We start from the raw sequence: 23,460 nt of genomic DNA, 5'->3' as shown, positions 1-23,460 counted from the left end.
GGTCAGTCGACCGACTTGAGGAGTTGCTCGATGGACTCCAGCCGCATCTTGATCTCGGTCGCCTCGTCGCGGAGCTTCGCCACGTCCTGCCTCAGCTCTTGCTGCGTGTCCAGGGACGTCTGCGCCAGCATCTCGTACTGCTGCTGATCCTGGTGATGAGCGACAGGCCAGGGCACGCCGCGGCGTCGGCTGATCCTGGAGACGAGTGCGAGAAGCACGATGAACGCGAGGATGCCGAAGACCCAGATCTGTGCGTCGGACACGGTTACCGTCCTTCCTCGCCGTCGCTGAGCGTGTGGACGGCACGGGCGATGGTGTCGGGGGAGAGGTGCAGCGCGAACGGGGTGAGGCTGTAGTAGTTGACCGCCTTGCCGTCATCGGCCAGCTCGAGTTGCGCGGTGACGAGGCCTGCGGCCTGGAGCTTGCGCAGGTGCATCTGCAGCAGTGGTCGGCTGATCCCGAGCTGGCGTGCCATCGCACTGACGTACTGCCGGCCCGGCCTCAGCGCCGCGACGACCCGCAGCCGGTGCGGGTTGGCCAGCGTGCTCAGCGCCTGGAGGAGCTGATCTCCGGTCAGCTCACTCTCACGCATGATCAACCTTGCACATGCCAGAAATTATTGGCAGGTGCTTCCAGTGCTGTCAACGGCACGGCACAATCGACTCACCGAACGCCCGATGCAGCCGCCCAGCTGGCCCGCCCCGAGCAGGCCCCACGGGAGGGAGCACGCGGGCGGTCATGATGTCGGGAGGGCAACCAGTGAGCCGGCTTTCAGTGCGTACGGCGGACAAGGCGTCCAAGATCGAGAGCTTCGCGCCGACCGCGGGTCGGGTGCTCGGCGTGCTCACCCTGGCGATCGGGGCCGTGATCCTCGTCGACATCGTTCTCGAGTGGCGTACCTGGGACGGGTTCACGGCCGCCACGGTCGTCATCGCGGTGAGCGCGGTCGTCTGGCTCGCGTTGGTCCGCCCCTGCGTCGTCGCGTACGAAGAAGCCCTGGTCCTGCGCAACATCCTGAGCGACACGTGGATACCGTGGCACCTGATCGAGTCGGTCGCCATCGCCCCGGTCCTCCAGGTGAAGGTGGCCGGCGCGGAACACCGCTCGGTGGCGATCGCGTTGACCGGCGCCGACCGGCGATCCCTGCGCCGGCGAGCCAAGCGCGGCGCTTTCCAGGCGAGCCAGGCAGCCATGATGGAGTCCTCTGACGCGTCCGCGTTCCAGGTCGCGCCGGGCGCATTGCGGGAATCCGTCGGGCCGGGCGCCAACGTCGCCCCCGCCGACTACACGCTGCAGCGGATCGACGGGCTGTCGCGGAAGTATGCGGAGACGACCGCACAACAGACCGGCGGATCGGCGAAGGTCGAGCGGCACTGGCGGTGGCCGGAGTTCGGGGTGATCGCCGCCGCGATCCTGGTCGCCGTGGTGGCGAGCCAGTTCGGCTGAGGCCGACGAGGGGCGCGCGCCTTCCCGCATGCCGGGGTCACCCGCAGGCTGACCTTCGCAGCGCTGACCTTCGCAGCGCCGGCGTTCGTGGGCAGCCTCTGGTTCCTCGCGCCCCAGAACCGGCACTATGCGAGTCCTGGCCATTGCTCGCGGAGGCCGGGCACAGTCGTACGGCTCTGACCAGTGGAGGCAACCGATGACGCGGTGGACGCACCGACCCGACGGTTCGACATGGGGCGACTGGGGGGAGGACGACCAGCTCGGCCGGCTCAACCTGCTGACGCCCGCGAAGGTCCGCGAGGGCATGGCCGAGGTGCGGGAGGGCCTGACGTTCTGCCTCAGCCTTCCACTCGACGCCCCTGGCGGCAACGTGGTCAATCCCCGCCGGGTGCCTCCGGTGCTGTCGCCGACCAGTGACGAGAACGGTTTCCGCTACAACTTTCGTACCGGACGGTTGGACGCGCGACACCTCGACGTCGTCTGCGATGACAAGGTCACCTTGACACTGCAGTACTCCTCCCAGTGGGACAGCCTCTGCCATGTCGGGGCGATGTTCGATGCTGACGGTGACGGTGCTCCGGAAGCCCTTTTCTACAACGGGTTCCGGTCTGGTGCCGATGTGGTAGGCCCGTTGGCGCAGGTGGGCGCCGACGGCCATGCCTGTTATGCGTACAAGCTCGGTGTCGAGAACATGGCCGAGAAGCCGATCCAGGGTCGCGGCGTCCTGGTCGACCTCGAGAAGCACTTCGGCCGTACGCAGACCTACGTCGGCTATGACCAGCTGGCCGCCGTCATGGACGCCGACGATGTCGTGGTCGAGCCTGGCGACATGCTGCTTTTGCACACGGGCTACGCGACGGAGTTGCTGGCGATGGGCGGTACGCCGCACCCGGAGCGGGTGCACGCGATGTGCGCGGTGCTCGACGGACGAGACGAACGCCTGCTGCAGTGGATCAGCGACAGCCAGATCGCGGCCCTGATCGCGGACAACTACGGCGTGGAGGCGTTTCCCGCCAAGGACGGTGGGCCGGATCCGCATGCGGCGTTGCCCCTCCACCACCACTGCCTGTTCAAGCTCGGCCTCAACCTCGGGGAGATGTGGTACCTCGAGGAGCTGGCGCTGTGGTTGCGCGAGCACGAACGATCGAGGTTCCTGTTGACGGCTCCGCCCCTGCGCCTGCCCGGCGCAGTCGGTTCCCCTGCCAACGCCATCGCCACCGTCTGACGGCGCACCGGTCTGAGGGTGTGCCGGTCTGACGGTGTGCCGGTCTGACGGTGTCCCGGGCTGAGGGTGTGCCGGGCTGAGGGTGTCCTACCTCGGCGAAATGACCACGCTGAGCACCCGTGCGCCTCGGCGAATGACCACGCTGAGCATGCCTGTGTACTTCAACCAGGCATCCACACATGTTCCGGCTTCCACAGGCATGCTCAGCGTGGTCATTCGCCGAGGTCACTCGCCATGGGTCGGCGTGGTCATTCGCCATGGGTCAGCGTGGTCATTCGCCGAGGGACTCGCGAGGGATTGGCCGAGGCGTCGGCTGCGCATCAGGTGCCCAGCAGGTCCTGGATGTCCCTGCCAATGGCGGCAAGGGCATCGTCGGCTGCGGTTCTCGCAGCTGCCAGGTCTACCGTGCCCGCTCCCGGATCCTCGACCGGTACGACGACCTCGACGTAGCACTTGAGCTTCGGCTCGGTACCGCTCGGGCGGATGAGGACCCGTCCCCGGTCGGCCAGAACGAAGCGGAGCCCGTCTGTCGGAGGCAAACCGCCGGGCTCGGGAGCGGCGAGGTCGTCGACCCGTTCGACGGGCCGGCCGCCGAGCGACCGGGGCGGATCCTTCCGGAGGCGTTCGAGCGTGGGGGTGGCGTCGGCGACGGTGCGCAGCCGAACTGAGTGCTGCTGCGTGGCATGGATGCCGTACTCCGTGGCGATGTCGTCGAGCAGGTCGAGGAGTGTCCGGCCCTCGGCCTTCAACGCGGCCGCCAACTCGGCCATCCGGACGATCGCCGAGATGCCGTCTTTGTCGCCGACGGCGCCCGGGTCGACGCAGTAGCCGAGCGCTTCCTCGTAGCCGAACATCAGCCCCGGCACGCGGCCGAGCCACTTGAAACCGGTCAGCGTCTCGACGTAGGGCACATCATGGCGCGCGGCGATCGCTGACAGCAGGGAACTCGAGACGATCGTCGTCGCGAGCGTCCCGCGGATTCCGGACCGCAGCAGATGGACGGCGAAGAGCGCGCCCACCTCGTCTCCGGACAGCCGGCGGAACCCGCCGTCGCTCGGCACCGCGACCGCGCACCGGTCGGCGTCCGGATCGTTCGCGAGCACGATATCCGCGCCGATGTGTGCTCCCAGCTCGAATGCGAGGTCCATCGTTCCGGGCTCTTCGGGATTCGGGAAGGCCGTCGTAGGGAAGTCGGGATCAGGCTCGGCCTGGGCAGAGACGACAGTGGAGGCGGAGAACCCGGTCCGTTCCAGTGCCGTCCGTACGACCGCACCTCCCACGCCGTGCAGTGGGGTGTAGGCGATGCGCAGGTCCCGGGGACCGGGGGCAGGTAGCGAGGCGACCCGCGCGAGGTACGTTTCCACGATGGTGTCGTCGAGCGTCTCCCATTCCTCACCGCGGGGGACGGACGTGAGCCGTCCGACCGCCGCGATCTCGGCCGCGATGTCGGCGTCAGCGGGCGGCACGATCTGCGTACCGTCGCCGAGGTAGACCTTGTAGCCGTTGTCCTGAGCGGGGTTGTGCGAGGCCGTGACCATCACGCCCGCGACGCATCCGAGGTGTCGGATCGCGAACGCCAGAACGGGTGTGGGCAACGCCCCGGGCAACACCAGTGGGCGCAGCCCGGCACCGGCGAGAACGGCCGCTGTGTCGCCTGCGAAGGTGCGGGAGTTGTGGCGGGCGTCGTAGCCGACCGCGACGGCGCCACCTGCATGTCCGTGCGTACGCAGATGGGCGGCGAGTCCGGCGGCGGCCCGGATGACGACGACGCGGTTCATCCGGTTGGGCCCTGCGCCGAGTGCGCCCCGCAGGCCGGCAGTCCCGAACTCCAACGTTCCCGCGAACCGGTCCGCAAGCTCTGCCCGCGCGCCTTCGTCATCGTTCTCGGCGGCGGCGACGAGCGCGGCGAGTTCCGCACGGGTCACCGGATCGGGATCCTCCGCGAGCCATTCCCGCGCCTTCTCGACCAGACCGCCGAGCTCCATCGTGCCCACCTCGTTCACCCGACCCACAGCGCCCCCTCAATCCGGTGATCATGATCGTGATCATGAACGTTTTTCAGCCGGACAGCCGACAAATCCTTCATGATCATGGACGAGTGGCGCCGCCACTGCATCATGGGCGAGTGGCGCCGCCACTGCATCATGGGCGAGTGGCGCCGCCACTGCATCATGGGCGAGTGGCGCCGCCACTGCATCATGGGCGAGCGGCGACGCCACTGCATCATGGACGAGCGGCGCCGGCACTCCGCCGGGGTGCCAACGCCGGATCGGTGAGCAGCGCCGCCGCCGCCGGGCTCGGCCGGCGCCCGGCGGGGACCGCCACGACCGTCCGCCACTCCGGGACCGGCGCCCGGAGGGGTACGAAGCGCGCCCGGGTCTTCTTCTTCGTGAAGCTGTGCGGCACCAGCGCTACTCCGAGACCGGCACCGACGAACTCGAGCAGCGAGTGGACGTCGTTGACCTCCAGCGCCACTCGCCGTTCGATCCGCGCGTCGGCGAGCGATCGGTCGGTGACGTCGCGGGTGATCCAGCCGGGGTGGAAGTCGACGAACCGCTCGTCCTTGCAATCGGCGAGGTCCAGGCTGTCCCTCCCGGCGAACGCATGGCCGGGCCCACACGCCAGCACCATCGGCTCGCGCGCCAGCGGCGTCACAGCGACCCCCGCCGGTTCGCCGGGCGGCTCGGACACCAGGGCGACGTCCATGTCGCCGGCCCGGACCTGCGCGAGCAGTTCTGGCGTACCGCCCTGCTTCAGCCGGATCTCCACACCCGGATGTGCCTGGTGGAAACGGGCGAGCAGGTCGGGGACGCTCAGCGCGCACAGGCACTGCAGCGTCCCCACCACAAGTCGGCCGCTCACCAGCCCGCGGACGGCGGCGACGGCTTCGCGCGCGGCCGCCACGTCACAGAGCGTGTGTCGCGCCTCGACGAGTAGTGCCCGCCCGGCGTCGGTGAGCTCGACGCTGCGGGTGCTGCGGATGAAAAGCTCGGCCTCCAACTCCCGTTCCAGTGAACGAATGGACGCGGAGATACCGGACTGCGCCACGTGCAACCGCTGGGCCGCCCGGGTGAAATGACGTTCCTCGGCAACGGTCACGAAGTACTCGAGTTGGCGTAGCTCCATGGCAGGTCATCACCTGGCCTGATCAGCTGGATCGGTTTCTTCTGTTGGACAGCTTAATCGTGCTCGGGCACCCTTGACCGCGAAGCTCGGGTCCGGACTGTGCCTGCTCAAGCCGCACGCCCGGGACCCCTCGGATGGAGGTACGCATGGAATATCGCACGCTGGGCGGCACCGGCACGATCGTGTCGTCGCTGTGCCTGGGCACGATGACGTTCGGTACGGAGAGCGACGAACGTGTCTCGCACGCGCAGCTCGACCGCTTCGTCGAGCAGGGCGGCACCTTCATCGACACGGCCAACGTCTACTCCTCCGGCGCGTCCGAGGAGATCATCGGTCGCTGGCTCGCCGCCCACCCGGAACTGCGCGAGCACCTTGTCATCGCCACGAAGGGCCGATTCTCCCGCACGGGTGTCCGCAACGAGCTCGGCCTCTCCAGGCTGCACCTGACCCGCGCCCTCGACGCCAGCCTCCGCCGGCTCCAGGTGGAGACCATCGATCTCTACCAGGCCCACGCCTGGGACCCACTGACGCCGATCGAGGAGGCGCTGCAGTTCTTCGACGACGCGGTACGTGCCGGCAAGATCCACTACGTCGGCGTTTCGAACTTCCTCGGCTGGCAGCTGCAGAAGGCCGCGCTACTGACCAAGCACCTCGGACTCGCGCCGATCGTCACCCTGCAGCCGCAGTACAACCTGCTCCAGCGCAACATCGAGTTCGAGCTGGTGTCCGTCTGCGAGAACGAAGGCATCGGCATCCTGCCCTGGTCCCCGCTCGGAGGCGGCTGGCTCACCGGCAAGTACACCCGCGACTCCACGCCGACCGGCGCGACCCGCCTCGGCGAGAATCCTGAGCGCGGCATGGAGGGCTACGCCAAGCGCAACGCGGCCGAACGTACCTGGCAGGTGATCGACGCCGTACGCAAGGTCGCCGAAGGTCGAGGTGTCTCGATGGCACAGGTGGCCCTCGCCTGGCTGGCCGACCGCCCGGCCGTCACGTCGGTCATCCTCGGTGCTCGTACGGTCGAGCAGCTCGACGACAACCTCGGTGCGGCGGGCCTGCACCTGTCGGAGGAGGAGACCGCCCTGCTAACTGACGCGAGTACGCCGATCGTCGACGACTACCCCTACGGCGTACCAGGAGTGGCTCAGCGCAACCGGGCCGTCTGACTCACGGTCGGCGAGAGACCGCAAATGACCACGCTGCCCATGCCTCTGGACTCTGACCAGGCATCGACGCCTTGCTGAGTTCGCAGAATCATGGGCAGCGTGGTCATTCTCCGCGCCCCGACGCAGGCGCCCCGACGCAGGCGCCCCGACGCAGGCGCCCCGGCGCTGCTCGCCCGGCGGCACGCCCCCGCGGTTACAGGCGTCCGACGAGGGCGGAGAGGAGGCGGCCCATCCGGTCAGCGGCGGACTGGCCGGCGGCCAGCACCTCCGTGTGGGAGAGGGGTTCGCCACTGAGGCCGGCCGCGAGGTTGGTCACCAGGGACAGGCCGAGCACCTCGGCGCCACCTTCGCGGGCGGCGATCGCCTCCAGCGCCGTCGACATGCCGACGAGGTCGGCGCCGATCGTCTGCAGGTAGCGGATCTCCGCCGGCGTCTCGTAGTGCGGTCCCGGCAGCTGTGCGTAGACACCCTCGGGTAGCGCCGGCTCGATCTCGCGGCACAGCGCGCGAAGCCGACCGGCGTAGAGATCGGTGAGGTCGACGAAGTGCGCGCCCACGAGCGGCGACTGTCCAGTGAGGTTGAGATGGTCGGCGATCAGGACCGGAGTGCCAGGCTCCCATTCCTCGTGGAGCCCGCCGCAGCCGTTCGTGAGCACGACCACGCGGCAACCCGTCGCGATGGCGGTACGTACGCCATGGACGACGGCCGCGACGCCGTGGCCCTCGTAGAGGTGCGTACGACCGAGGAACACCAGCACCCGCCGACCGCCGGCGACGATGCTGCGGACCTGACCGGCGTGGCCCGCCACCGCTGGGGGTGCGAACCCCGGCAGCTCGGTGAATCCCACCTCAGCCACGGTGTCGCCGAGCAGGTCAGCGGCGGACCGCCAACCAGAGCCGAGTACGACGGCCACGTCGTGGCTGGCCACTCCGGTGCGTTCGGCGAGGAGCGCGGCCGCGGATGCCGCCACGGCGTAGGGATCAATCGGTACGTCCGTCACGGAAAGCGACCCTACTTGCCGCCACCGGCGCGGCAGTCCGGGCCGGGAGGTCGTTGGGCGGCGGTCGGGTCGCCTACAGCCCCACGTTGCGGCACGGGCGGCGGCGAAGCTCGGCGGCGTAGTCGTCCGGGGCGCCGGCCGCCTCCGCCGCCTCGGCGAGGATGCCGAGATAACGGGCCGAGGGTAGCCCGCCCTCGAACGCGTCCAGGACGTAGCTGACCGCCGTCACCGGACCTTCGAGGGTCTGCACCAGTACGCGGATCTTGCGGTAGAGACCGAGGTTCGCACCTTCCCACACCTCCAGCGTGGGTTCGTCGGCCGGTGCGACGTCGTAGAGGGCGACGAAGACCTGCGCCTTCTCGTCCTCGACGACAGTGGCGAGTGCGCCTTCCCAGCCGTGGTCCTCGCCGCCGAAGGTGAGCCGCCAGCCGACCAGCCACCCCGTGCCACGAAGGGGCGAGTGCGGGCAGCGGTCCGCCATCTCGAGCGGACTGAGGTTGGCTGCGTACGCGGCGTACAAGGTCACGATCTTTGAGGGTAACGGCCCCACGCAAGGGTTGGGGGGAGAACTGCGGGGTCACCTCGCCTATCTGGCTGACGGAGTACCGGTGAGAGAGGATGGGACACCGTGACCAGAGTGGTGATTGTCGGAGGCGGACCTGGCGGCTACGAGGCGGCGCTGGTGGCGGCGCAGCTCGGCGCGGAGGTGTGCGTCGTCGACCGCGACGGGCTCGGCGGCTCGGCGGTCCTCACCGATTGCGTACCCAGCAAGACCCTGGTGGCCACCGCCGAGGTGATCGCCCAGGTCCGCGAGTCTGGCGAGCTGGGGCTGCGGATCGGCCGCGCCTCACCGGAGGTCGGGGGCGTCACCGTCGACGTCGCGAAGGTCAATTCCCGGGTCAAGGCTCTCGCCCGCACCCAGTCCGCCGACATCGAGCGCCAGATCCAGCGGGAGGGTATCCAGGTCCTCCATGGCACGGGAAGTCTCGACGGACCCGACCGGGTGATCGCCACCCTCGCCGACGGAGGCACCGAACTCCTCGACGCCGACGTGATCCTCATCTCGACCGGCGCCCATCCACGGGTGCTCCCCGACGCCGTACCCGACGGGGAACGCATCCTCACCTGGGAGCAGGTCTATGACCTGGACGAGCTTCCCGAACGCCTCATCGTGGTCGGTTCGGGTGTGACCGGTGCGGAGTTCGCGGGTGCCTACAACGCGCTCGGCTGCGACGTCGTGCTGGTGTCGAGCCGCGACCGGGTGCTGCCGAGCGAGGATGCGGACGCCGCCACGGTGATCGAGGACGTGTTCACCCGGCGCGGCATGACGGTCCTGTCGCGGTCGCGGGCGGCGTCGGTGCAGCGTGGTCCGGTCGAGGGCGGCCGCGACGGCGTCGTCGTCACGCTCACCGACGGGCGCGTGGTGGAAGGCTCACACTGCCTGCTGGCCGTCGGCTCAATTCCCAACACCGCCGACATGGGTCTGGACAAGGCAGGCGTACGACTGGACGACGCCGGCTTCGTCGAGGTCGACCGAGTCTCGCGGACCACCGCGCGCGGCGTCTACGCGGCGGGGGACTGCACCGGTGTGCTCATGCTCGCGTCCGTCGCCGCGATGCAGGGCCGGATCGCGATGCGCCACGCGCTGGGCGACGCGGTCCAGCCGCTCGACCTCGATCAGGTGTCCGCGACCGTCTTCACCGACCCCGAGATCGCCACCGTCGGCTGGTCGCAGGCCGACGTCGACAGCGGGCAGGTGCAGGCGGTGAGCGTCAAGCTGCCGTTGGCACGCAACGCCCGCGCCAAGATGCAGGGCATCCACGACGGGTTCGTCAAGCTGTTCTGCCGCCCGGGCACCGGGATCATCGTCGGCGGCGTCGTCGTCGCTCCGCGCGCCAGCGAACTGATCCATCCGGTGTCGATCGCGGTGTCGGGACGCATGACCGTCGACCAGGTGGCCAATGCGTTCGCGGTCTATCCGTCCCTCTCCGGGTCGGTCGCCGAGGCGGCCAGGCGGCTGCACCTTCGGGGCGAGTCCCCTGGTACCGGACATGGGTGACGTACGCCGCCGCCAAGTGTGCGACACCAGAGGTCAGGGAAAACTGGAATTGGGTCCGACAAGGGTCTGACGTAACGCCTCAGCGAACGGGGGAGCTGAGATGCGCGGGACACTCACGACGGGACCATCCACCGAGAACAGCAGCCGGCAGACCACCATAATCCGGAGGCGCTGGGCGCACTATGTCGTCCTGGTCGTCGTCGCTCTCCTGATGTTCGGCCTGACGTACGCCGCAAAGGTGACGCCGGCCGCCGGCGCCGACTCTCCGGACATAGCCCGCTCCGCTCCGCACCAGCGTGCCGGCACCGGTACCTGAGTCTCCGCACCAAGGCGCGCCGGTGGATCGTCAGAAGCCGAAGTCGCCGCCGAAGTCGAAACCACCGCCGTCGCCGCCACCGCCGAAGTCGCCGCCACCGTCGCCGCCGGCGTCTCCACCACCGTCGCCGCCGCCATCGCCGGCGTCGCCGCCGCCGTCGCCGCCTTCATCGCCGTAACCGCCGTCGCCGTAGCCGCCCCACATGCCGCCCATCATCGAGCCCATGAGGAACGCCGGAAGCAGGCCGGACGTCGCGAAGCCGGCGAAGTAGCCCTGCATCCAGGGGGCGTAGGCGGGCCCGCCCTGCCAGTAGGGCACCCGCTCGCCGTCGGGGCCGGTCACCTTGCGAATGTCGGGTTCGGCGCCAGCGCGGACCCGCTCGGCGTCGGCGGCACAGACCGGCACGGTGCGGTAGGCACCGCCGGCGGGCGCCCACTCGACGTCCTCGAACGACGGTCCGTGCTGGGGGTTGAAGAAGCATGGCGGCCGCCGCTGCGGCAGACCTTCGCCCTTGATCCGCGCGCGTACGCAGGCGACGGCGTACTTGCCGTCTTCGAGGATCGACGTGATGTGCTTGATGTCGTCAGGCCGCTGGGCCGTGTCGAGGGCCTTCTTGGCGGTGTCGTACTCGTCCAGCGCGCGTTCGTAGTCCTGCCGGGTGGCCTCGTCGAGGTCCTGCCCGGCGACGTCGGTGTCGAGGCGCTGCAGCTCTTCGCCGAACTTCGTGACGTCTTCGGCGGCGAACGCCTTGACCTTCTGCAGCTCGGCAGCCTCGAGCTCTCGGCGCTGCGTCTGCGCCCGCCGGTTGGCGACGAACGCGACGATGCCGATGATCACCACTGCGACAAGTAGAAACTCCACGAGCGGCCTCCCTCAACCAGCTTTCAGCTTAGACGCTCGAACCCTCCCCTCGTGTTCCCCGCTCCCCGGGATGATCCGCGGCGGTCGGCTGCACGCCCAGGAACCGCCCAGGATCAGGGCAAGTCCGGCGAAGGTACCGATTCCCAGCGGCTCGTCCAGGAGCGCCGCGCCGTAGCCGATGGCGAACACCGGCGTGAGGTAGGCGACCAGGCTGGCGCGCTGCGGCCCGACTTCGGCGATCAGCCGGTTGAACAGGACGAACGCACCCGCCGTGCAGGCGACGGCGAGGGCGAGGAGGGCGCCCCCAGCCGTCCACCCGGGCGCCCGGGCGGGCAGGTCGAGAGCCGCGGGCGGCACCAGCAGCAGCGCCGCGGTCCCCATGGTCGCCCCGGTGAGCGCGGTGGCGTGCACCCCGTGCATGAAGCGCCGGACGAGGGTCAGCGCGACGGCGTAGGACATGGCGGCAGCGACCACCATGCCGGCGCCACCGAGGTCGACGGAGGCACCGGTGCCGATCCCGCCCAGCAGGAGAGCGACGCCGACCAGGCCGACGAGGGTGCCGACGAGCGCCTGGACGCTCGGGCGCCCGAGCGCCATCACCGGACCGAGGACGACCAACCACAGCGGCGCCGTGGCCACCAGCGTTCCCGCGAGGCCGGAGTCGATGTGCCGCTCCCCAGCGGAGATGAGGACGAACGGCACCGCGACCTGGAAGAGGCCGACGAGTGGGAGGTACTTCCACCGGCCCTCGAGCGCGGACCGCCGCCGCCAGGTGAGGGGGAGGAGGACGAGTGCCGCCCCCGCCACCCGTACGAACGCGAGGAACGCCGGCCCGACGTCGCGCAACGCGATGCTGATGAAGAGGTACGACGATCCCCACAGGGCGGAGAGGGCGAGCAGTTCTGCCCAGGCACGACGTGGCATGGCCCACTCATTCCCGCCCTGCCGGGCCTGGAGGTCAGTCCTTGATCTCGCAGAGTACGGCGCCCGCGGTCACGGTCGCGCCGACCTGGGCGGCGAGCCCGGCGACCTTGCCGGCCTTGTGCGCGTTGACCGGCTGTTCCATCTTCATCGCCTCGAGGACGACGACGAGGTCACCGGGCTGCACGGTCTGGCCGTCCTCGACGGCGACCTTGACCAGGGTGCCCTGCATGGGCGAGGTGAGGGCGTCGCCCGACGCGGTGGCCTGGGACTTCGCGCTGTTGCCGCGCCGAGGCGGTCGCCGGCTGCCGGCGTCGGACGCCTGCGAGGCGCCGAGCCCGGCCGGGAGGACGACTTCGAGCCGCTTGCCGCCGACCTCGACGGTGATGCGTTCCCGCGGGGGCGTGGCGGCGATTTCGGCGGTGCCGTCGTACGCCGGAATGGGGGTGTCGAACTCGGTCTCGATCCAGCGGGTGTGCACCTCGAAGGCGCCCCCGGGCGCCGCGAACGCGGGCGTGTCCAGGACGGCTCGATGGAACGGGATCACCGTCGGCATGCCCTCGACGACGAACTCCGCGAGTGCCCGCCGGGCCCGCTCCAGCGCCTGTGCACGGTCGCGTCCGGTGACGATGAGCTTTGCGATCAGCGAGTCGAAGACGCCTGGCACGGTCTCGCCCTGGTCGTAACCGCCGTCGAGGCGTACGCCCGGACCGGACGGCGCGTGCCAGCGGGTCAGTGTGCCCGGCGCCGGGAGGAAGCCGCGGCCGGCGTCCTCGGCGTTGATGCGGAACTCGATCGCGTGGCCGCGCAGCGGGGGATCGTCGTAACCGAGCGGCTCACCGGTGGCGATCCGGAGCTGCTCGCGGACGAGGTCGATGCCGGTGACCTCCTCGGTGACCGGGTGTTCGACCTGGAGTCGGGTGTTGACCTCCAGGAAGCTGATGGTGCCGTCCTGGGCGACCAGGAACTCACACGTGCCGGCGCCGACATAGCCGGCCTCGGCGAGGATCGCCTTGCTGGACTGGTAGAGCGTGTGTACCTGCTCGTCGCTGAGGAATGGTGCCGGCGCCTCCTCGACGAGTTTCTGGTGCCGACGCTGCAGCGAGCAGTCGCGCGTCGACACCACGACCACGTTGCCGTGCTGGTCGGCGAGACACTGCGTCTCGACATGTCGCGGCCGGTCGAGATAGCGCTCCACGAAGCACTCACCACGCCCGAATGCCGCCACCGCCTCGCGCACGGCCGAGTCGTAGAGCTCGGGGATCTCCTCGGCGGTGCGGGCCACCTTGAGTCCCCTCCCGCCGCCTCCATAGGCCGCCTTGATCGCCACGGGGAGTCCGTGTCGGCTGGCGAAGATCGTCACCGCCTCGGCACCGGACACCGGATCGGGGGTTCCGGCCACGAGAGGGGCGCCGACCTTGGCGGCGATGTGGCGGGCCCGCACCTTGTCGCCGAGCGCGTCGATCGCCTCCGGCGGCGGGCCGATCCAGGTGAGGCCGGCGTGGATGACGGCTCGGGCGAAGTCGGCGTTCTCGGCGAGGAAGCCGTAGCCGGGGTGGACGGCGTCGGCGCTCGCGCGCTGCGCGACCTCGAGGAGCTTGTCGACCGCGAGGTAGCTCTCCGCCGGCGTCGTGCCGCCGAGCGCGTACGCCTCGTCGGCGACCCGGACGTGAAGTGCGTCCCGATCGGGTTCGGCGTAGACCGCGACACTCACGACGCCGGCATCGCGGCACGCGCGGGCGATGCGGACGGCGATCTCGCCGCGGTTGGCGATGAGCACCTTGCTGATGGTCGACACCTGTTTGCACCTCACCGAGCCAGCTGGTCGCACGACTCCCGTGAGTCTATGGGGCGGTCAGGTCGCGTCGGTGCGGCCTACGGCGCGGCCGGATGGCGCTGTGCCGCCGCGCGCCGCAGCCGGAGAGTACGTACGCCGGAGAGGACGACCAGCACCAGCACAAGGCCGGTGAGGGCGAGGACCGCGGCGACGCGTCCCGGCGACATCCGCTCCTTCGGCGCCGACGGCGCGGCCTGGTCCTCCGCGGGGCCGACCCCCTCGGCGGCCGGGCCATCGGCGTCTGCGTCCGTCGAGACCGGGGCGACGTCCGGGGTGAACTCGGTCGCCTCGCCGTCAGGTCCGGGGACGAGCATCGCGGCGCCGTCCGGATAGCTCGGTGCGCCCGCGCCCGAACGACCGGTCACGCCGAGGACGATCTCGATCGGGACGAGATAGGTCTCGCCGTCCTGGTCCTCGCCGAGCGCGACCGCGACGTAGTAGTCGCCCGGCACGGTGAGCCGCCGCTGCGCGTCGCTTCCACCGTCGCGGTTCTCATAACGCACGTCGACCGTCGTGGCGCGAGCCATGGCGGTGGCGGTGTCGTCGAGGACGGCCTGGTTCTGGCCGGCCACCTCACTCAACGGCGCCGTCGCCTTGCCGCGCGTCGGGCTGATGATCGAGACGTCGAGGAGCTGCGGGTTGTCGGTGAGCTTGGCGAGCTTCCGTGACGGTTTGGGTGCGCGAGCGGCCGCTTCGAGCCGCTGGCCCCAGCCCAGGCGGACCTTGAAGAACTGCACCTCACCGGGAAACAGCGACGACTGGTACCGCCCGGCGGTGACGAGCGGAGCATCGGAGAACGACGCGCCCGCGACGACCGGGCGCGCTGGAGCACTCGGTGGGCCGACCCACGACGGCCGGTCGTCGGCCGCTTCCGGCAGCCCTTCGCGCGACGTGACGGGCGGCTCCTCGATGACGGCGAGCTCGATGGGTACGCCGTCCAACGTCGTCCCGGTGCTGTTGGACTGCCGCAGGGTCAGGACGATCTCGTCGGCCTTCTGGCACCGCTCGTCGAATGCCGTGGACTTGTCATAGCTCGACGTCGAGGCCGTGACGATCGGGTTCGTGCGTTCGTAGCTGACCGCCGTGCCGAGGCCGTAGCCGCAGACGTTCCCGTCGACGGTGGTGGTCTCGAGCGCGAGGGAGGCGACGGCGTTGCCGGGCGCGGGGCGGGCGCTCGCGCCGACGTGCAGGGTCGAGCCCTTCGTAGACCGCTTCATCCGGTAGCGCTTCACCTCACCGCGGCGGGGAGCGGTGTCGACGTACTGGCCGGCGGTCAGCACCGGTGCGTCATCGACCGCACCCGCGCCGGTGACCGTCTGACCGCTCACCCGGAACGGCCGGAACGCGCGGATGGACAACCTGTGCAGACTCGCCGCGAGGTTGGCCGCGTCGTCGGTCTCGTAGAACGTCCCGCTGCCGGCGTCGGCGATGCACCGCAGCTGGTGCCGGGCGGTGGCGTCGACCCGGAACCCGACGACGTCGACCTTGAGGTCGATACCGAGCCCGGCGATCTTCTTCGCGGTCGCGCACGGGTCGGGATCGCAGGTTTCCTCGCCGTCGGAGACGAGCAGGATCGTCCGCTTGCCGGTCGTGCCGAGATCCTTCGCGGCCTGCTGCAGGCTGTGGGAGATGGGAGTCTCGCCGTACGGCTTGAAGCCGGCGACGGCCTTCGTCAACGCCGGCTTGTCAGCGGGCCCGATCGGGACCGAGAGCTGGCTGTCCGTACACGCGCCGGGATCGGTCTCGCCGGGCACCGTGGCACCGTAGACCCGCAGGCCCACCCGCCCCTCGGTAGGGAGCCGTGGGATGAGTGCGTTGAACGCGGTGCGGGCGGCGTCGATCTTCGTCGACCCGTCGGCGTCAGGTTCCTGCATGGACCCGGACGAGTCGAACAACAGCAGCAGCTTGTGGGGTCCTTCGTCGGAGGCGGAATCGGCGGATGCCGCGGGCACCGAGGACACGGTGAGCACGGCGGTGAGCATGGCAAGCAGGCTGAGAGTGCTGGCTGCCGCGAGGAGTCTGGGCGGCGGGGTCGACATGGTTCTCCGTGCGTGGATGGCCAGTGATCACGAGGACGTGGGGGAGCTTGCCAGACAGTGCGGTAGTTCTGCCATCCGGCAAGGGCGACCGTTCGCCATCCGGCTGGGGCCGCGCATCGCCATCCGCTTGGGCCCGACGCCGACTCAGGACCGCGGTGTCCAGCCGACGAGGACGGCGAACCGGAGGTCCCGGTACGGGCAGCAGACGTCGCTGAATCCCGCCTTCGTCAGCCACCGAAGCTGGTCGTCGACGGTCGCCGGCCGATCGAACGCCATACGTGCGCGCGCCGCGGCCAGTTCGCCGTCGTCGCTGCCAAGGGCGCGGGCGCCGGCCTCCCACATCGCGTCGTAGTGCTTGTCGAGCCGGGAGGTGTCACCCGCCACCTGCTCGGCGTTGACGAAGACACCGCCGGGGGCGAGGACCGCACGGATCCGGTGCATGAGGTCGCGTTTCCCGGCATCGGGCAGGTGGTGGATGGCCAGGGCGGAGACAACCGCGTCGTACGTACCGGACGGCAGCGGATCGGCGAGGTCCTGCAGGCGGATCTCGTGCGTGATCCCGCGGTCGGTCAGCATGCGCTCGGCCTTGGCCAGCATCGGTGCGGCCGAGTCGACGAGGGTGAACGACGCATCCGGTCGTACGCCGGACAACAGGAGCGAGAAGAGCCCGGTCCCCGCCCCGAGGTCGAGCACCCGCGGCGCCACGGCCGGCAGGTCGAGGGTCGCGAACCGGACCGCGGTCGCGTAGAAGTCGTCGAAGCACGGCACGAGACGGCGCCGGCTCTCGTCGTACGTCCCTGCCGCTGCGCCGAACGCCTCGGCCACCGACTTGCCATGTGAGACTCGGGTCTCGCTCATCGGACAAGCCTAGGGCATTGCGCGATCAGCAGATCGTTCCCGGTTGGGCGGCGGTGGCCCGCAGCAGGTCGCGTAGCGCCGGCCGGTGCTTCCATGAGGGGCACAGGGATTTCGTTGATGTAACTACATTTGATAGGTACATTGGACGGATGGAAACCATCGGGCTGCGGGAGCTCAACCAGAACCCCTCCAAGGCGGTCGCACGGGTGCGCGCCGGAGCGTCGATCCTGGTGACAGACCGGGGCAAGCCTGTCCTCCGCATGGTCCCCGAGGTCGAGGATCGCGGAACGCTGGAGCGCATGATCGCTGCTGGCGAGGTCCGACCGCCGGTCGAGCATGGGCTACCAGAGCTCGTTTCCGATCTGGCCGAAGATGTCGGAAGTCTGTCCGACCTGCTCATCGCCGACCGCGACAGGGAGCGGCGGCGTTGATCTATCTCGACGCCTGCGCGCTGCTCAAGTTCATCAAGCCGGAAAAGGAGTCCGAAGCCCTGCGTACGTGGCGGCAGGGGCTGGACGAGGACGTTGCGCTGATCACGAGCGAACTCGCACAGCTCGAGATCACTCGCACCTTGATCCGCGCGGGCGTCGATCACCAGCGGGTGCCTTACCTCGCCGGCCAGGCGCTGCGGGGTGTCTACGTTGCGGACCTCACCACGACGGTCCTGGCCCGGGCCATTGCCTACCACACACCGAGGCTGGGGTCCCTCGACGCGATCCACCTCGCCACCGCCGATCCGTTCCGCGCCGACCTCACCGCGTTCGTCACGTACGACACCGAACTCGCCGATGCGTCGAGCGAGCTCGGCTTCCCGGTCAGCGCGCCGGAGTAGCGGACGTAGCAGCCGCCCGGTCCGGCGCGGGCGGGGCGAGCCGGACGCGGCGGAGGAGCTGTGCGTTCAGGGCGACGACGATCGTCGAGAGGGACATCAGGATCGCGCCGACGGCCGGACTGAGACTGAAGCCGGCCCAGGCGAGCACGCCGGCGGCGAGCGGAATCGCGACGACGTTGTAACCCGCCGCCCAGCCGAGGTTCTCGATCATCTTGCGGTACGACGCGCGGGACAGCCGGATCACGCCGGTGACCGCGCGCGGATCCGAGGTGGCGAGGACGACGCCCGCGGACTCGATCGCGACATCGGTGCCGGCGCCGATCGCGATGCCGACGTCGGCCCGGGCGAGTGCCGGTGCGTCGTTGACCCCGTCGCCGACCATCGCGACGGTGAGGCCGCGCTCCTGCAACTCGGCGACCGCGCGGTCCTTGTCGGCGGGCAGGACCTCGGCGAAGACCTCGTCGACGCCTTCGCGGAATCCGAGGTCGGCGGCGACCGCTTGGGCCACCTGGCGGGCGTCGCCGGTGATCATCGCGATCGTACCGAGCCCCAGCTGCCGCAGCTCCGCGATCGCCTCGCGCGCCTCCGGGCGTACCTCGTCCTCGAGTCCGAACGCCCCGAGCACGACAGGGGTCGCGGAGTCGCTCGGCGACGGCAGGCGGAGGAGGTAGAGGACGGCGGCACCGCGCTCGGCCCATGTCTCGGTCGCGTTACGCAGGTCCGGCGGGACCTGCGCACCGTGTTCCCGCATGAGCGCGGGGCCGCCCACGGCGTACGTCGTACCGTCGATGTCGGCCTGCGCACCACGACCGGTCAGCGCGCGGAAGCGGGTCGCGGCGGGCGGCGGAGTGGCTCCGTCGCGGCGGGCGGCGGCCGCGACGATCGCCCGCGCGAGGGGGTGTTCGCTGTCGGCCTCCACGGCGGCGGCGAGGCGGAGCACGTCAGACTCGGTGGTGCCGTCGGCGGCGGTGACCCCGGCCACGACGTGCTCGCCCCTGGTGAGGGTGCCGGTCTTGTCGAAGAGGACCGCGTCGACGGTACGCATGCGTTCCAGTGCCAACCGGTCCTTGACGAGGATGCCGGAGCGGGCCGCGACCGCGGTGGACAGCGAGATGACGAGCGGGATGGCGAGACCAAGGGCGTGGGGGCAGGCGATGACGAGGACGGTGACCGTGCGCGTGACGGACTCGCCGAGGTTGCCGAGCGCCCACCAGGTGAGGAACGTGAGGAGACCCGCACCTGTCGCGACGTAGAAGAGCAAGGCGGCGAAGCGGTCGGCGAGGACCTGCGCACGGCCACGGGAGGCCTGCGCCTGCGCGACGAGACGCTGGATGCCCGCGAGGGCGGTGTCGTCGCCGACGGCGGTGACCTCGACCCGGACCGCCGCATCCGTGGCGACCGTGCCGGCGACGACGCGATCACCTTCGCCGCGTGCCACCGGCCGGGACTCGCCGGTGATCATCGACTCGTCGAACTCCGCGCCGCCGGTGACGATCGTGCCGTCGGCGGGCACCCGTGCGCCTGGGCGGACGAGGACGATGTTGCCCGGCCGCAGGTCCGTGACGTCGACGCGTTCGACGCCGCCACCGGGGGTGACGCGTTCGGCGTCGTCGGGAATCAGCGCGGCGAGGGCGCTGAGTGCGCCCTGTGCCTGACCGATCGCCTTCATCTCCTGCCAGTGGCCGAGCAACATGATGGTGACGAGGGCCGCGAGCTCCCACCAGAACTCCAGCTGGAAGAGCCCGGCGGTGCTGGCGAGCGAGGCGACATAGGCGACGACGATCGCCATGGAGATCAGGAGCATCATGCCGGGCGCGCGGTCCCTGATCTCGGTGACGCCACCGGCGAGGAACGGCCAGCCGCCATAGAGGAACACGACCGAGCCGAGCACCGGGCCGATCCAGCTGACGCCCGGGATGTCGAGGGAGTAGCCGAACCAGCCCATGACCATCTCGCTGGTCACCACGATCGGGATGGTGAGGACGAGGCTCAGCCAGAACCTGCGGCGGAACATCTCCGGATCATGTCCCGCGTGCTTGTCATGGCCGGCGTGCTGGTCCTGCCTGGCGTGCTGGTCGCGGCCGGCGTGCTGGTCGCGGCCGGCGTGCTGGTCGTGCCTGGCCTGTCCCACATGCGTGTCGTGCCCGTGGTGCCCTGCGTCAGCGTGCGTCATGGGTACACCATACCCCCCTAGGGTAATCGTGCAAGGTCTTCCCGGCAGCGGCGTTCCACCTCGGCGAGTTCGTCCAGCGTCTCCTCGATGTCGCGGCGGCGCTGCTCGAGTTCTTCCCGTCGTACGGCGATCTGCTCCAGGAGATACCGCAGCTGCCCGGCCTCCCCGGGTTCCGCGTCGTACATATCGACGATCTTGGCGATCTCCTGGAGGGAGAAGCCGAGCCGCTTGCCGCGCAGGATCAGGCCGAGGCGCACCCGGTCGCGCGCGCGGAAGACCCGCTGGCTCCCACGCCGCTCGGGTGAGATGAGGCCTTGGTCCTCGTAGAACCGGATCGTCCGCAGTGTCACCGAATACTCTGCGGCCAGTTCCGTGATGGTCCAGGTTTCCTGCGTCGATCGGGCGGGAGCGTTCATCGGATATCCCTTGCGCCGAGGTAGAGTCAGGCTTACGTTTACGTAAGCGTAAGCGAAGCGTGGCCTCGCGGCCACCGAGCGGCGGGGAGCTCTGGGGACCATGACGTTCGAGCTTTCACCTGAGCACGAGGCTTTCCGTGCGGTCGTGCGCGAGTTCGCCGAGGCGGAGATCGCGCCCCATGCCGCCGACTGGGACGAGCGGCACCACTTCCCGGTCGAGACCGTCCAGGCGATGGGCAAGCTGGGACTCTTCGGGTTGCCGGTGCCCGAGGAGTACGGCGGATCAGGCGGCGACTTCACCAGCCTCTGCGTCGCGATCGAGGAGATCGGCCGGGTGGACCAGTCGCTCGGCCTGACGCTGGAGGCCGCGGTGGGGTTGGGGATCGGGCCGATCCTTTCCTGGGGTACGCAGGAGCAGAAACAACGCTGGCTCCCGGACCTTGCCGCCGGGGCCGCGTTGGCGGGTTTCGGGCTCACCGAGGCCGAGTCGGGTTCGGACGCGGCGGCGACGAAGACGCGTGCCGTCGTTGCCGATGACCACTGGGTGGTCAACGGCTCGAAGCAGTTCATCACCAACTCCGGTACGCCGATCACCTCTCTCGTCACCGTGACGGCGCGGACCGGTGACCTGCCTGACGGAAGTCCGGAGATCTCCGCGATCATCGTTCCGTCAGGCACGCCAGGCTTCGTCGTCGAGCCGGCCTATCGCAAGCTTGGCTGGCACGCGTCCGACACGCATCCGTTGACGTTCACGGACGCCCGCGTGCCTGTCGACCACCTCTTGGGGCGGCGGGGTGAGGGGATCAAGCAGTTCCTCGCCATCCTCGACCATGGGCGGATCGCCCTGGCAGCGCTGTCGGTGGGGCTCGCGCAAGGGTGCCTTGACGCCGCTCTGGACTACGCGAAGAGCCGGACGTCGTTCGGCAAACCGATCGGTGCCAACCAGGGCGTGGCGTTCCAGATCGCCGACCTGCAGGTCTCGGTCGAGGCGGGGCGACTCCTTACGTACAAGGCCGCAGCGGCCAAGGACGCCGGCCGGCCGGCCGCCGAGGTGAAGCGCGCCGCCGCCATGGCGAAGCTGTTCGCCAGCGAAGCTGCCGTATCCGCTGCGAGGACGGCGACGCAGGTCTTCGGTGGGTACGGCTTCATGGAGGAGTACCCGGTCGCCAGGTTCTATCGTGACGCGAAGATCCTGGAGATCGGTGAGGGAACGAGCGAGATCCAACGGCTCGTGATCGCCCGCGACCTGGGCCTGCCGGTCCGTTAGTGTTCTGACAAAGGACACTGGGGGCGACGCGATGGGTGAACGCAAGGACCACGCCAAGGCGGTCGCGGCCGCCCGGGAGGCGACGTTGCGCCCGTCCGACAAAGGTGCCGCGCGGCTTGCGAAGGCGCAGAAGCTCTATGTCCGTGACCGGATCGCCCTGCTCGTCGACCCGGGCACGTTCGTCGAGGACGGCCAGTTGGCCAATGCAGCGGCCGCTGACCTGCCGGCCGACGGCGTGGTCACCGGCCGCGCGCTCGTGGGTGGACGGCCCGTGCTGGTGGTGGCCAACGACTCCACCGTGAAGGCGGGCTCCTGGGGTGCCCGCACGGTGGAGAAGATCGTGCGTACGACCGAAATCGCCTTGCGTGATGAGCTTCCCATCTTCTGGTTCATCGACTCCGCCGGTGCCCGGATCACCGACCAGGTGGAGCTCTTTCCAGGTCGTCGTGGCGCGGGAAGGATCTTCGCCAACCAGGTGGCGCTGTCGGGCAAGGTCGCCCAGGTCTGTTGCCTGTTCGGCCCGTCCGCTGCCGGCGGTGCGTACATCCCGTCGTTCTGCGATCTCGTGATCATGGTCGAGGGCAACGCGTCGATGTATCTCGGCTCTCCCCGGATGGCCGAGATGGTCGTCGGCGAGAAGGTGTCACTGGAGGAGATGGGCGGCGCGCGGATGCACGCGTCAATCTCAGGTTGCGGTGACCTGCTGGCGGCCGACGACGCTGAGGCGATCGACCTCGCCAAGGCGTACTTCTCTTATATACCGGCACATTGGCGCGATCGTCCGCCGTTGTACGCCGCGAGTCCGCCCGCGCGTGACTTCACCGCCGACCTCGTGCCGGAGCAGGACAGCATCGGCTATGACATGCACGAGGTGCTCGACGCCCTTCTCGACGGCGACTCGTTCTTCGAGATCAAGCCGTTGTACGCACCAGAGCTCATCGTCGGATTCGGTTGTCTGGAAGGTCAGGTCGTCGGGGTCGTCGCCAACAATCCCGCGGTCAAAGGCGGAGTGCTGTTCGTCGACAGTGCGGACAAGGCGGCGCGGTTCATCTGGCTCTGCGATGCGTTCAACGTGCCGTTGGTCTACCTCGCCGACGTTCCGGGATTCATGATCGGCAGCGAGGTGGAACGCCAGGGAATCATCCGCGCGGGTGCCAAGATGATCACCGCGGTGGCGGAGGCGAACGTTCCTACCGTGTCGGTGATTGTGCGCAAGGCCTATGGTGCCGGGCTCTATGCGATGTGCGGGCCCGGATTCTCACCCGATGCATGCCTCGCCCTGCCGACGGCGAAGATCGCGGTGATGGGACCGGAGGCGGCGATCAATGCCGTGTACTACAACAAGATCGCCGAGATCGAGAATCCGGTCGAGCGGGAAGCCTATGTGGAGCGGCTGCGGGCGGAGTACGAAGACGACATCGACATTCTGCGGCTCGCCTCTGACCTCGTGATCGACGCGGTGGTCGAACCGGGCGCCCTGCGTGGTGAGCTGGTGGCGCGGCTTGCGGCTGCCCAGACCAAGGACCGTCGTACGCCGGACAAGCGGCACGGCGTCCCTCCCGTGTGAGGGAGTTCAAGCGCCCCGGCCACGTCCGTTACTGGCACCGGCCGAAGCTCCACTATTGGCACCGGCCGAAGCTCCGCGATGAACCCTGTCCGTGTCGGCTGGGGTGGTCGTCTGGATGAATGGCAGACGGCGAACCCCTTGAAAACAAGCTGGTTCTGGCCTGTGGTCGTGATCAACTTCTGGTAGACTCGCTCCTATGTTCGATCCTCGGGTTCTTGACCTCGGCGCGTTGGCTTCGGCTGCGCCGGGTCCTGAGCTTGCCGCTTTGTTGGCGGGGATCGATGTTGCTGCGGTGAATGGTCATGTGCGGGTTCTGGTGATGGCGGCGTGGGAGCGGCAGGTGTCGTGGTC

Annotated in this window: 22 protein-coding genes; 9 read left to right on the top strand and 13 right to left on the bottom strand. The window is 69.5% G+C overall.

Annotation, left to right across the window (positions count from 1 at the left end):
* Nucleotides 1-2 precede the first annotated feature (2 nt).
* Both ABN034_RS17325 and ABN034_RS17320 read right to left on the bottom strand, forming a co-directional pair.
* The gene (locus tag ABN034_RS17325) at nucleotides 3-263 is read right to left on the bottom strand and encodes a hypothetical protein (RefSeq protein ID WP_349692036.1); all 261 of its coding nucleotides are present in this window, start codon (nucleotides 261-263) and stop codon (nucleotides 3-5) included.
* Between the two features lie 2 nt (nucleotides 264-265).
* Nucleotides 266-592 (bottom strand): ArsR/SmtB family transcription factor, encoded by a 327-nt coding sequence (locus tag ABN034_RS17320; RefSeq protein WP_349692035.1) that lies wholly within the window; start codon nucleotides 590-592, stop codon nucleotides 266-268.
* Nucleotides 593-759: 167 nt separating this feature from the next.
* On the opposite strand from ABN034_RS17320, the gene ABN034_RS17315 reads away from it, so the two are divergent.
* The gene (locus tag ABN034_RS17315) at nucleotides 760-1,446 is read left to right on the top strand and encodes a hypothetical protein (RefSeq protein ID WP_349692034.1); all 687 of its coding nucleotides are present in this window, start codon (nucleotides 760-762) and stop codon (nucleotides 1,444-1,446) included.
* A 196-nt stretch (nucleotides 1,447-1,642) separates the two neighbouring features.
* On the top strand, nucleotides 1,643-2,671 hold the full coding sequence (locus tag ABN034_RS17310) for a cyclase family protein (RefSeq protein ID WP_349692033.1): 1,029 nt from the start codon (nucleotides 1,643-1,645) through the stop codon (nucleotides 2,669-2,671).
* 320 nt (nucleotides 2,672-2,991) lie between these two features.
* On the opposite strand, the gene ABN034_RS17305 is transcribed toward ABN034_RS17310, so the two are convergent.
* Both ABN034_RS17305 and ABN034_RS17300 read right to left on the bottom strand, forming a co-directional pair.
* Nucleotides 2,992-4,656 (bottom strand): phospho-sugar mutase, encoded by a 1,665-nt coding sequence (locus ABN034_RS17305; RefSeq protein WP_349692032.1) that lies wholly within the window; start codon nucleotides 4,654-4,656, stop codon nucleotides 2,992-2,994.
* Nucleotides 4,657-4,894: 238 nt separating this feature from the next.
* Nucleotides 4,895-5,797 carry a LysR family transcriptional regulator gene (locus ABN034_RS17300; RefSeq protein ID WP_349326937.1) on the bottom strand — a complete coding sequence of 301 codons (903 nt, stop codon included), beginning with the start codon at nucleotides 5,795-5,797 and terminating at the stop codon, nucleotides 4,895-4,897.
* 146 nt (nucleotides 5,798-5,943) lie between these two features.
* Here ABN034_RS17300 and ABN034_RS17295 point away from each other — a divergent pair, with 146 nt between their 5' ends.
* Nucleotides 5,944-6,963: an aldo/keto reductase gene (locus ABN034_RS17295; RefSeq protein ID WP_349692031.1), complete on the top strand. Its 1,020-nt coding sequence runs from the start codon at nucleotides 5,944-5,946 to the stop codon at nucleotides 6,961-6,963.
* A gap of 193 nt (nucleotides 6,964-7,156) precedes the next feature.
* Here ABN034_RS17295 and ABN034_RS17290 read toward each other — a convergent pair whose 3' ends face one another.
* Both ABN034_RS17290 and ABN034_RS17285 read right to left on the bottom strand, forming a co-directional pair.
* On the bottom strand, nucleotides 7,157-7,963 hold the full coding sequence (locus tag ABN034_RS17290; protein WP_349692030.1) for a purine-nucleoside phosphorylase: 807 nt from the start codon (nucleotides 7,961-7,963) through the stop codon (nucleotides 7,157-7,159).
* Nucleotides 7,964-8,036: 73 nt separating this feature from the next.
* Entirely contained in the window at nucleotides 8,037-8,489 is a 453-nt protein-coding gene (locus tag ABN034_RS17285) for a gamma-glutamylcyclotransferase (RefSeq protein WP_349326943.1), read from the bottom strand.
* 102 nt (nucleotides 8,490-8,591) lie between these two features.
* Between ABN034_RS17285 and ABN034_RS17280 the strand changes: the two genes are divergently transcribed.
* Entirely contained in the window at nucleotides 8,592-10,022 is a 1,431-nt protein-coding gene (locus ABN034_RS17280) for an NAD(P)H-quinone dehydrogenase (protein WP_349326944.1), read from the top strand.
* A 100-nt stretch (nucleotides 10,023-10,122) separates the two neighbouring features.
* On the top strand, nucleotides 10,123-10,338 hold the full coding sequence (locus ABN034_RS17275; protein WP_349692029.1) for a hypothetical protein: 216 nt from the start codon (nucleotides 10,123-10,125) through the stop codon (nucleotides 10,336-10,338).
* Between the two features lie 30 nt (nucleotides 10,339-10,368).
* Here the strand turns inward: ABN034_RS17275 and ABN034_RS17270 are convergent, their stop codons facing one another.
* The 5 genes from ABN034_RS17270 to ABN034_RS17250 form a co-directional block, all read right to left on the bottom strand.
* Nucleotides 10,369-11,199 (bottom strand): hypothetical protein, encoded by an 831-nt coding sequence (locus ABN034_RS17270; protein ID WP_349692028.1) that lies wholly within the window; start codon nucleotides 11,197-11,199, stop codon nucleotides 10,369-10,371.
* A 12-nt stretch (nucleotides 11,200-11,211) separates the two neighbouring features.
* Nucleotides 11,212-12,123, bottom strand: coding sequence for a DMT family transporter (locus ABN034_RS17265; protein WP_349692027.1), 912 nt, complete (start codon nucleotides 12,121-12,123; stop codon nucleotides 11,212-11,214).
* A 34-nt stretch (nucleotides 12,124-12,157) separates the two neighbouring features.
* Complete coding sequence (locus tag ABN034_RS17260) at nucleotides 12,158-13,918, bottom strand: acetyl/propionyl/methylcrotonyl-CoA carboxylase subunit alpha (RefSeq protein WP_349692026.1); 1,761 nt, start codon at nucleotides 13,916-13,918, stop codon at nucleotides 12,158-12,160.
* A gap of 77 nt (nucleotides 13,919-13,995) precedes the next feature.
* Nucleotides 13,996-15,996: a VWA domain-containing protein gene (locus tag ABN034_RS17255; protein WP_349692025.1), complete on the bottom strand. Its 2,001-nt coding sequence runs from the start codon at nucleotides 15,994-15,996 to the stop codon at nucleotides 13,996-13,998.
* A 144-nt stretch (nucleotides 15,997-16,140) separates the two neighbouring features.
* Entirely contained in the window at nucleotides 16,141-16,854 is a 714-nt protein-coding gene (locus tag ABN034_RS17250) for a class I SAM-dependent methyltransferase (RefSeq protein ID WP_349692024.1), read from the bottom strand.
* Between the two features lie 149 nt (nucleotides 16,855-17,003).
* On the opposite strand from ABN034_RS17250, the gene ABN034_RS17245 reads away from it, so the two are divergent.
* Both ABN034_RS17245 and ABN034_RS17240 read left to right on the top strand, forming a co-directional pair.
* A complete protein-coding gene (locus ABN034_RS17245) occupies nucleotides 17,004-17,285 on the top strand; it encodes a type II toxin-antitoxin system Phd/YefM family antitoxin (protein ID WP_349692023.1) in 282 nt (93 codons plus the stop codon).
* The gene (locus ABN034_RS17240; RefSeq protein ID WP_349692022.1) at nucleotides 17,282-17,686 is read left to right on the top strand and encodes a type II toxin-antitoxin system VapC family toxin; all 405 of its coding nucleotides are present in this window, start codon (nucleotides 17,282-17,284) and stop codon (nucleotides 17,684-17,686) included. The genes ABN034_RS17245 and ABN034_RS17240 overlap by 4 nt, the downstream gene beginning before the upstream one ends.
* Here the strand turns inward: ABN034_RS17240 and ABN034_RS17235 are convergent.
* Nucleotides 17,670-19,859, bottom strand: coding sequence for a heavy metal translocating P-type ATPase (locus tag ABN034_RS17235; RefSeq protein ID WP_349692021.1), 2,190 nt, complete (start codon nucleotides 19,857-19,859; stop codon nucleotides 17,670-17,672). The two genes, ABN034_RS17240 and ABN034_RS17235, sit on opposite strands and share 17 nt — an antisense overlap.
* Nucleotides 19,860-19,876: 17 nt before the next feature.
* On the bottom strand, nucleotides 19,877-20,275 hold the full coding sequence (locus tag ABN034_RS17230; RefSeq protein ID WP_349326956.1) for a MerR family transcriptional regulator: 399 nt from the start codon (nucleotides 20,273-20,275) through the stop codon (nucleotides 19,877-19,879).
* Nucleotides 20,276-20,375: 100 nt separating this feature from the next.
* Between ABN034_RS17230 and ABN034_RS17225 the strand changes: the two genes are divergently transcribed.
* Nucleotides 20,376-21,542, top strand: a complete 1,167-nt coding sequence (locus ABN034_RS17225; protein WP_349692020.1) for an acyl-CoA dehydrogenase family protein — start codon at nucleotides 20,376-20,378, stop codon at nucleotides 21,540-21,542.
* 31 nt (nucleotides 21,543-21,573) lie between these two features.
* Nucleotides 21,574-23,109: an acyl-CoA carboxylase subunit beta gene (locus ABN034_RS17220; protein ID WP_349692019.1), complete on the top strand. Its 1,536-nt coding sequence runs from the start codon at nucleotides 21,574-21,576 to the stop codon at nucleotides 23,107-23,109.
* The last annotated feature ends 351 nt before the right edge of the window (nucleotides 23,110-23,460 follow it).

Origin of the sequence: Actinopolymorpha sp. B11F2, from assembly GCF_040195635.1 — a bacterium.
GTDB lineage: Bacteria > Actinomycetota > Actinomycetes > Propionibacteriales > Actinopolymorphaceae > Thermasporomyces.
This window is presented reverse-complemented; position numbering and strand designations above follow the sequence as displayed.

Coding starts and splice junctions, on each gene's coding strand:
- ABN034_RS17265 (WP_349692027.1), bottom strand. CDS start 12,123: ATGCCACGTCGTGCCTGGGCAGAACTGCTCGCCCTCTCCGCCCTGTGG.
- ABN034_RS17225 (WP_349692020.1), top strand. CDS start 20,376: ATGACGTTCGAGCTTTCACCTGAGCACGAGGCTTTCCGTGCGGTCGTG.
- ABN034_RS17275 (WP_349692029.1), top strand. CDS start 10,123: ATGCGCGGGACACTCACGACGGGACCATCCACCGAGAACAGCAGCCGG.
- ABN034_RS17310 (WP_349692033.1), top strand. CDS start 1,643: ATGACGCGGTGGACGCACCGACCCGACGGTTCGACATGGGGCGACTGG.
- ABN034_RS17250 (WP_349692024.1), bottom strand. CDS start 16,854: ATGAGCGAGACCCGAGTCTCACATGGCAAGTCGGTGGCCGAGGCGTTC.
- ABN034_RS17320 (WP_349692035.1), bottom strand. CDS start 592: ATGCGTGAGAGTGAGCTGACCGGAGATCAGCTCCTCCAGGCGCTGAGC.
- ABN034_RS17305 (WP_349692032.1), bottom strand. CDS start 4,656: ATGGAGCTCGGCGGTCTGGTCGAGAAGGCGCGGGAATGGCTCGCGGAG.
- ABN034_RS17295 (WP_349692031.1), top strand. CDS start 5,944: ATGGAATATCGCACGCTGGGCGGCACCGGCACGATCGTGTCGTCGCTG.
- ABN034_RS17230 (WP_349326956.1), bottom strand. CDS start 20,275: ATGAACGCTCCCGCCCGATCGACGCAGGAAACCTGGACCATCACGGAA.
- ABN034_RS17235 (WP_349692021.1), bottom strand. CDS start 19,859: ATGACGCACGCTGACGCAGGGCACCACGGGCACGACACGCATGTGGGA.
- ABN034_RS17220 (WP_349692019.1), top strand. CDS start 21,574: ATGGGTGAACGCAAGGACCACGCCAAGGCGGTCGCGGCCGCCCGGGAG.
- ABN034_RS17300 (WP_349326937.1), bottom strand. CDS start 5,797: ATGGAGCTACGCCAACTCGAGTACTTCGTGACCGTTGCCGAGGAACGT.
- ABN034_RS17245 (WP_349692023.1), top strand. CDS start 17,004: ATGGAAACCATCGGGCTGCGGGAGCTCAACCAGAACCCCTCCAAGGCG.
- ABN034_RS17255 (WP_349692025.1), bottom strand. CDS start 15,996: ATGTCGACCCCGCCGCCCAGACTCCTCGCGGCAGCCAGCACTCTCAGC.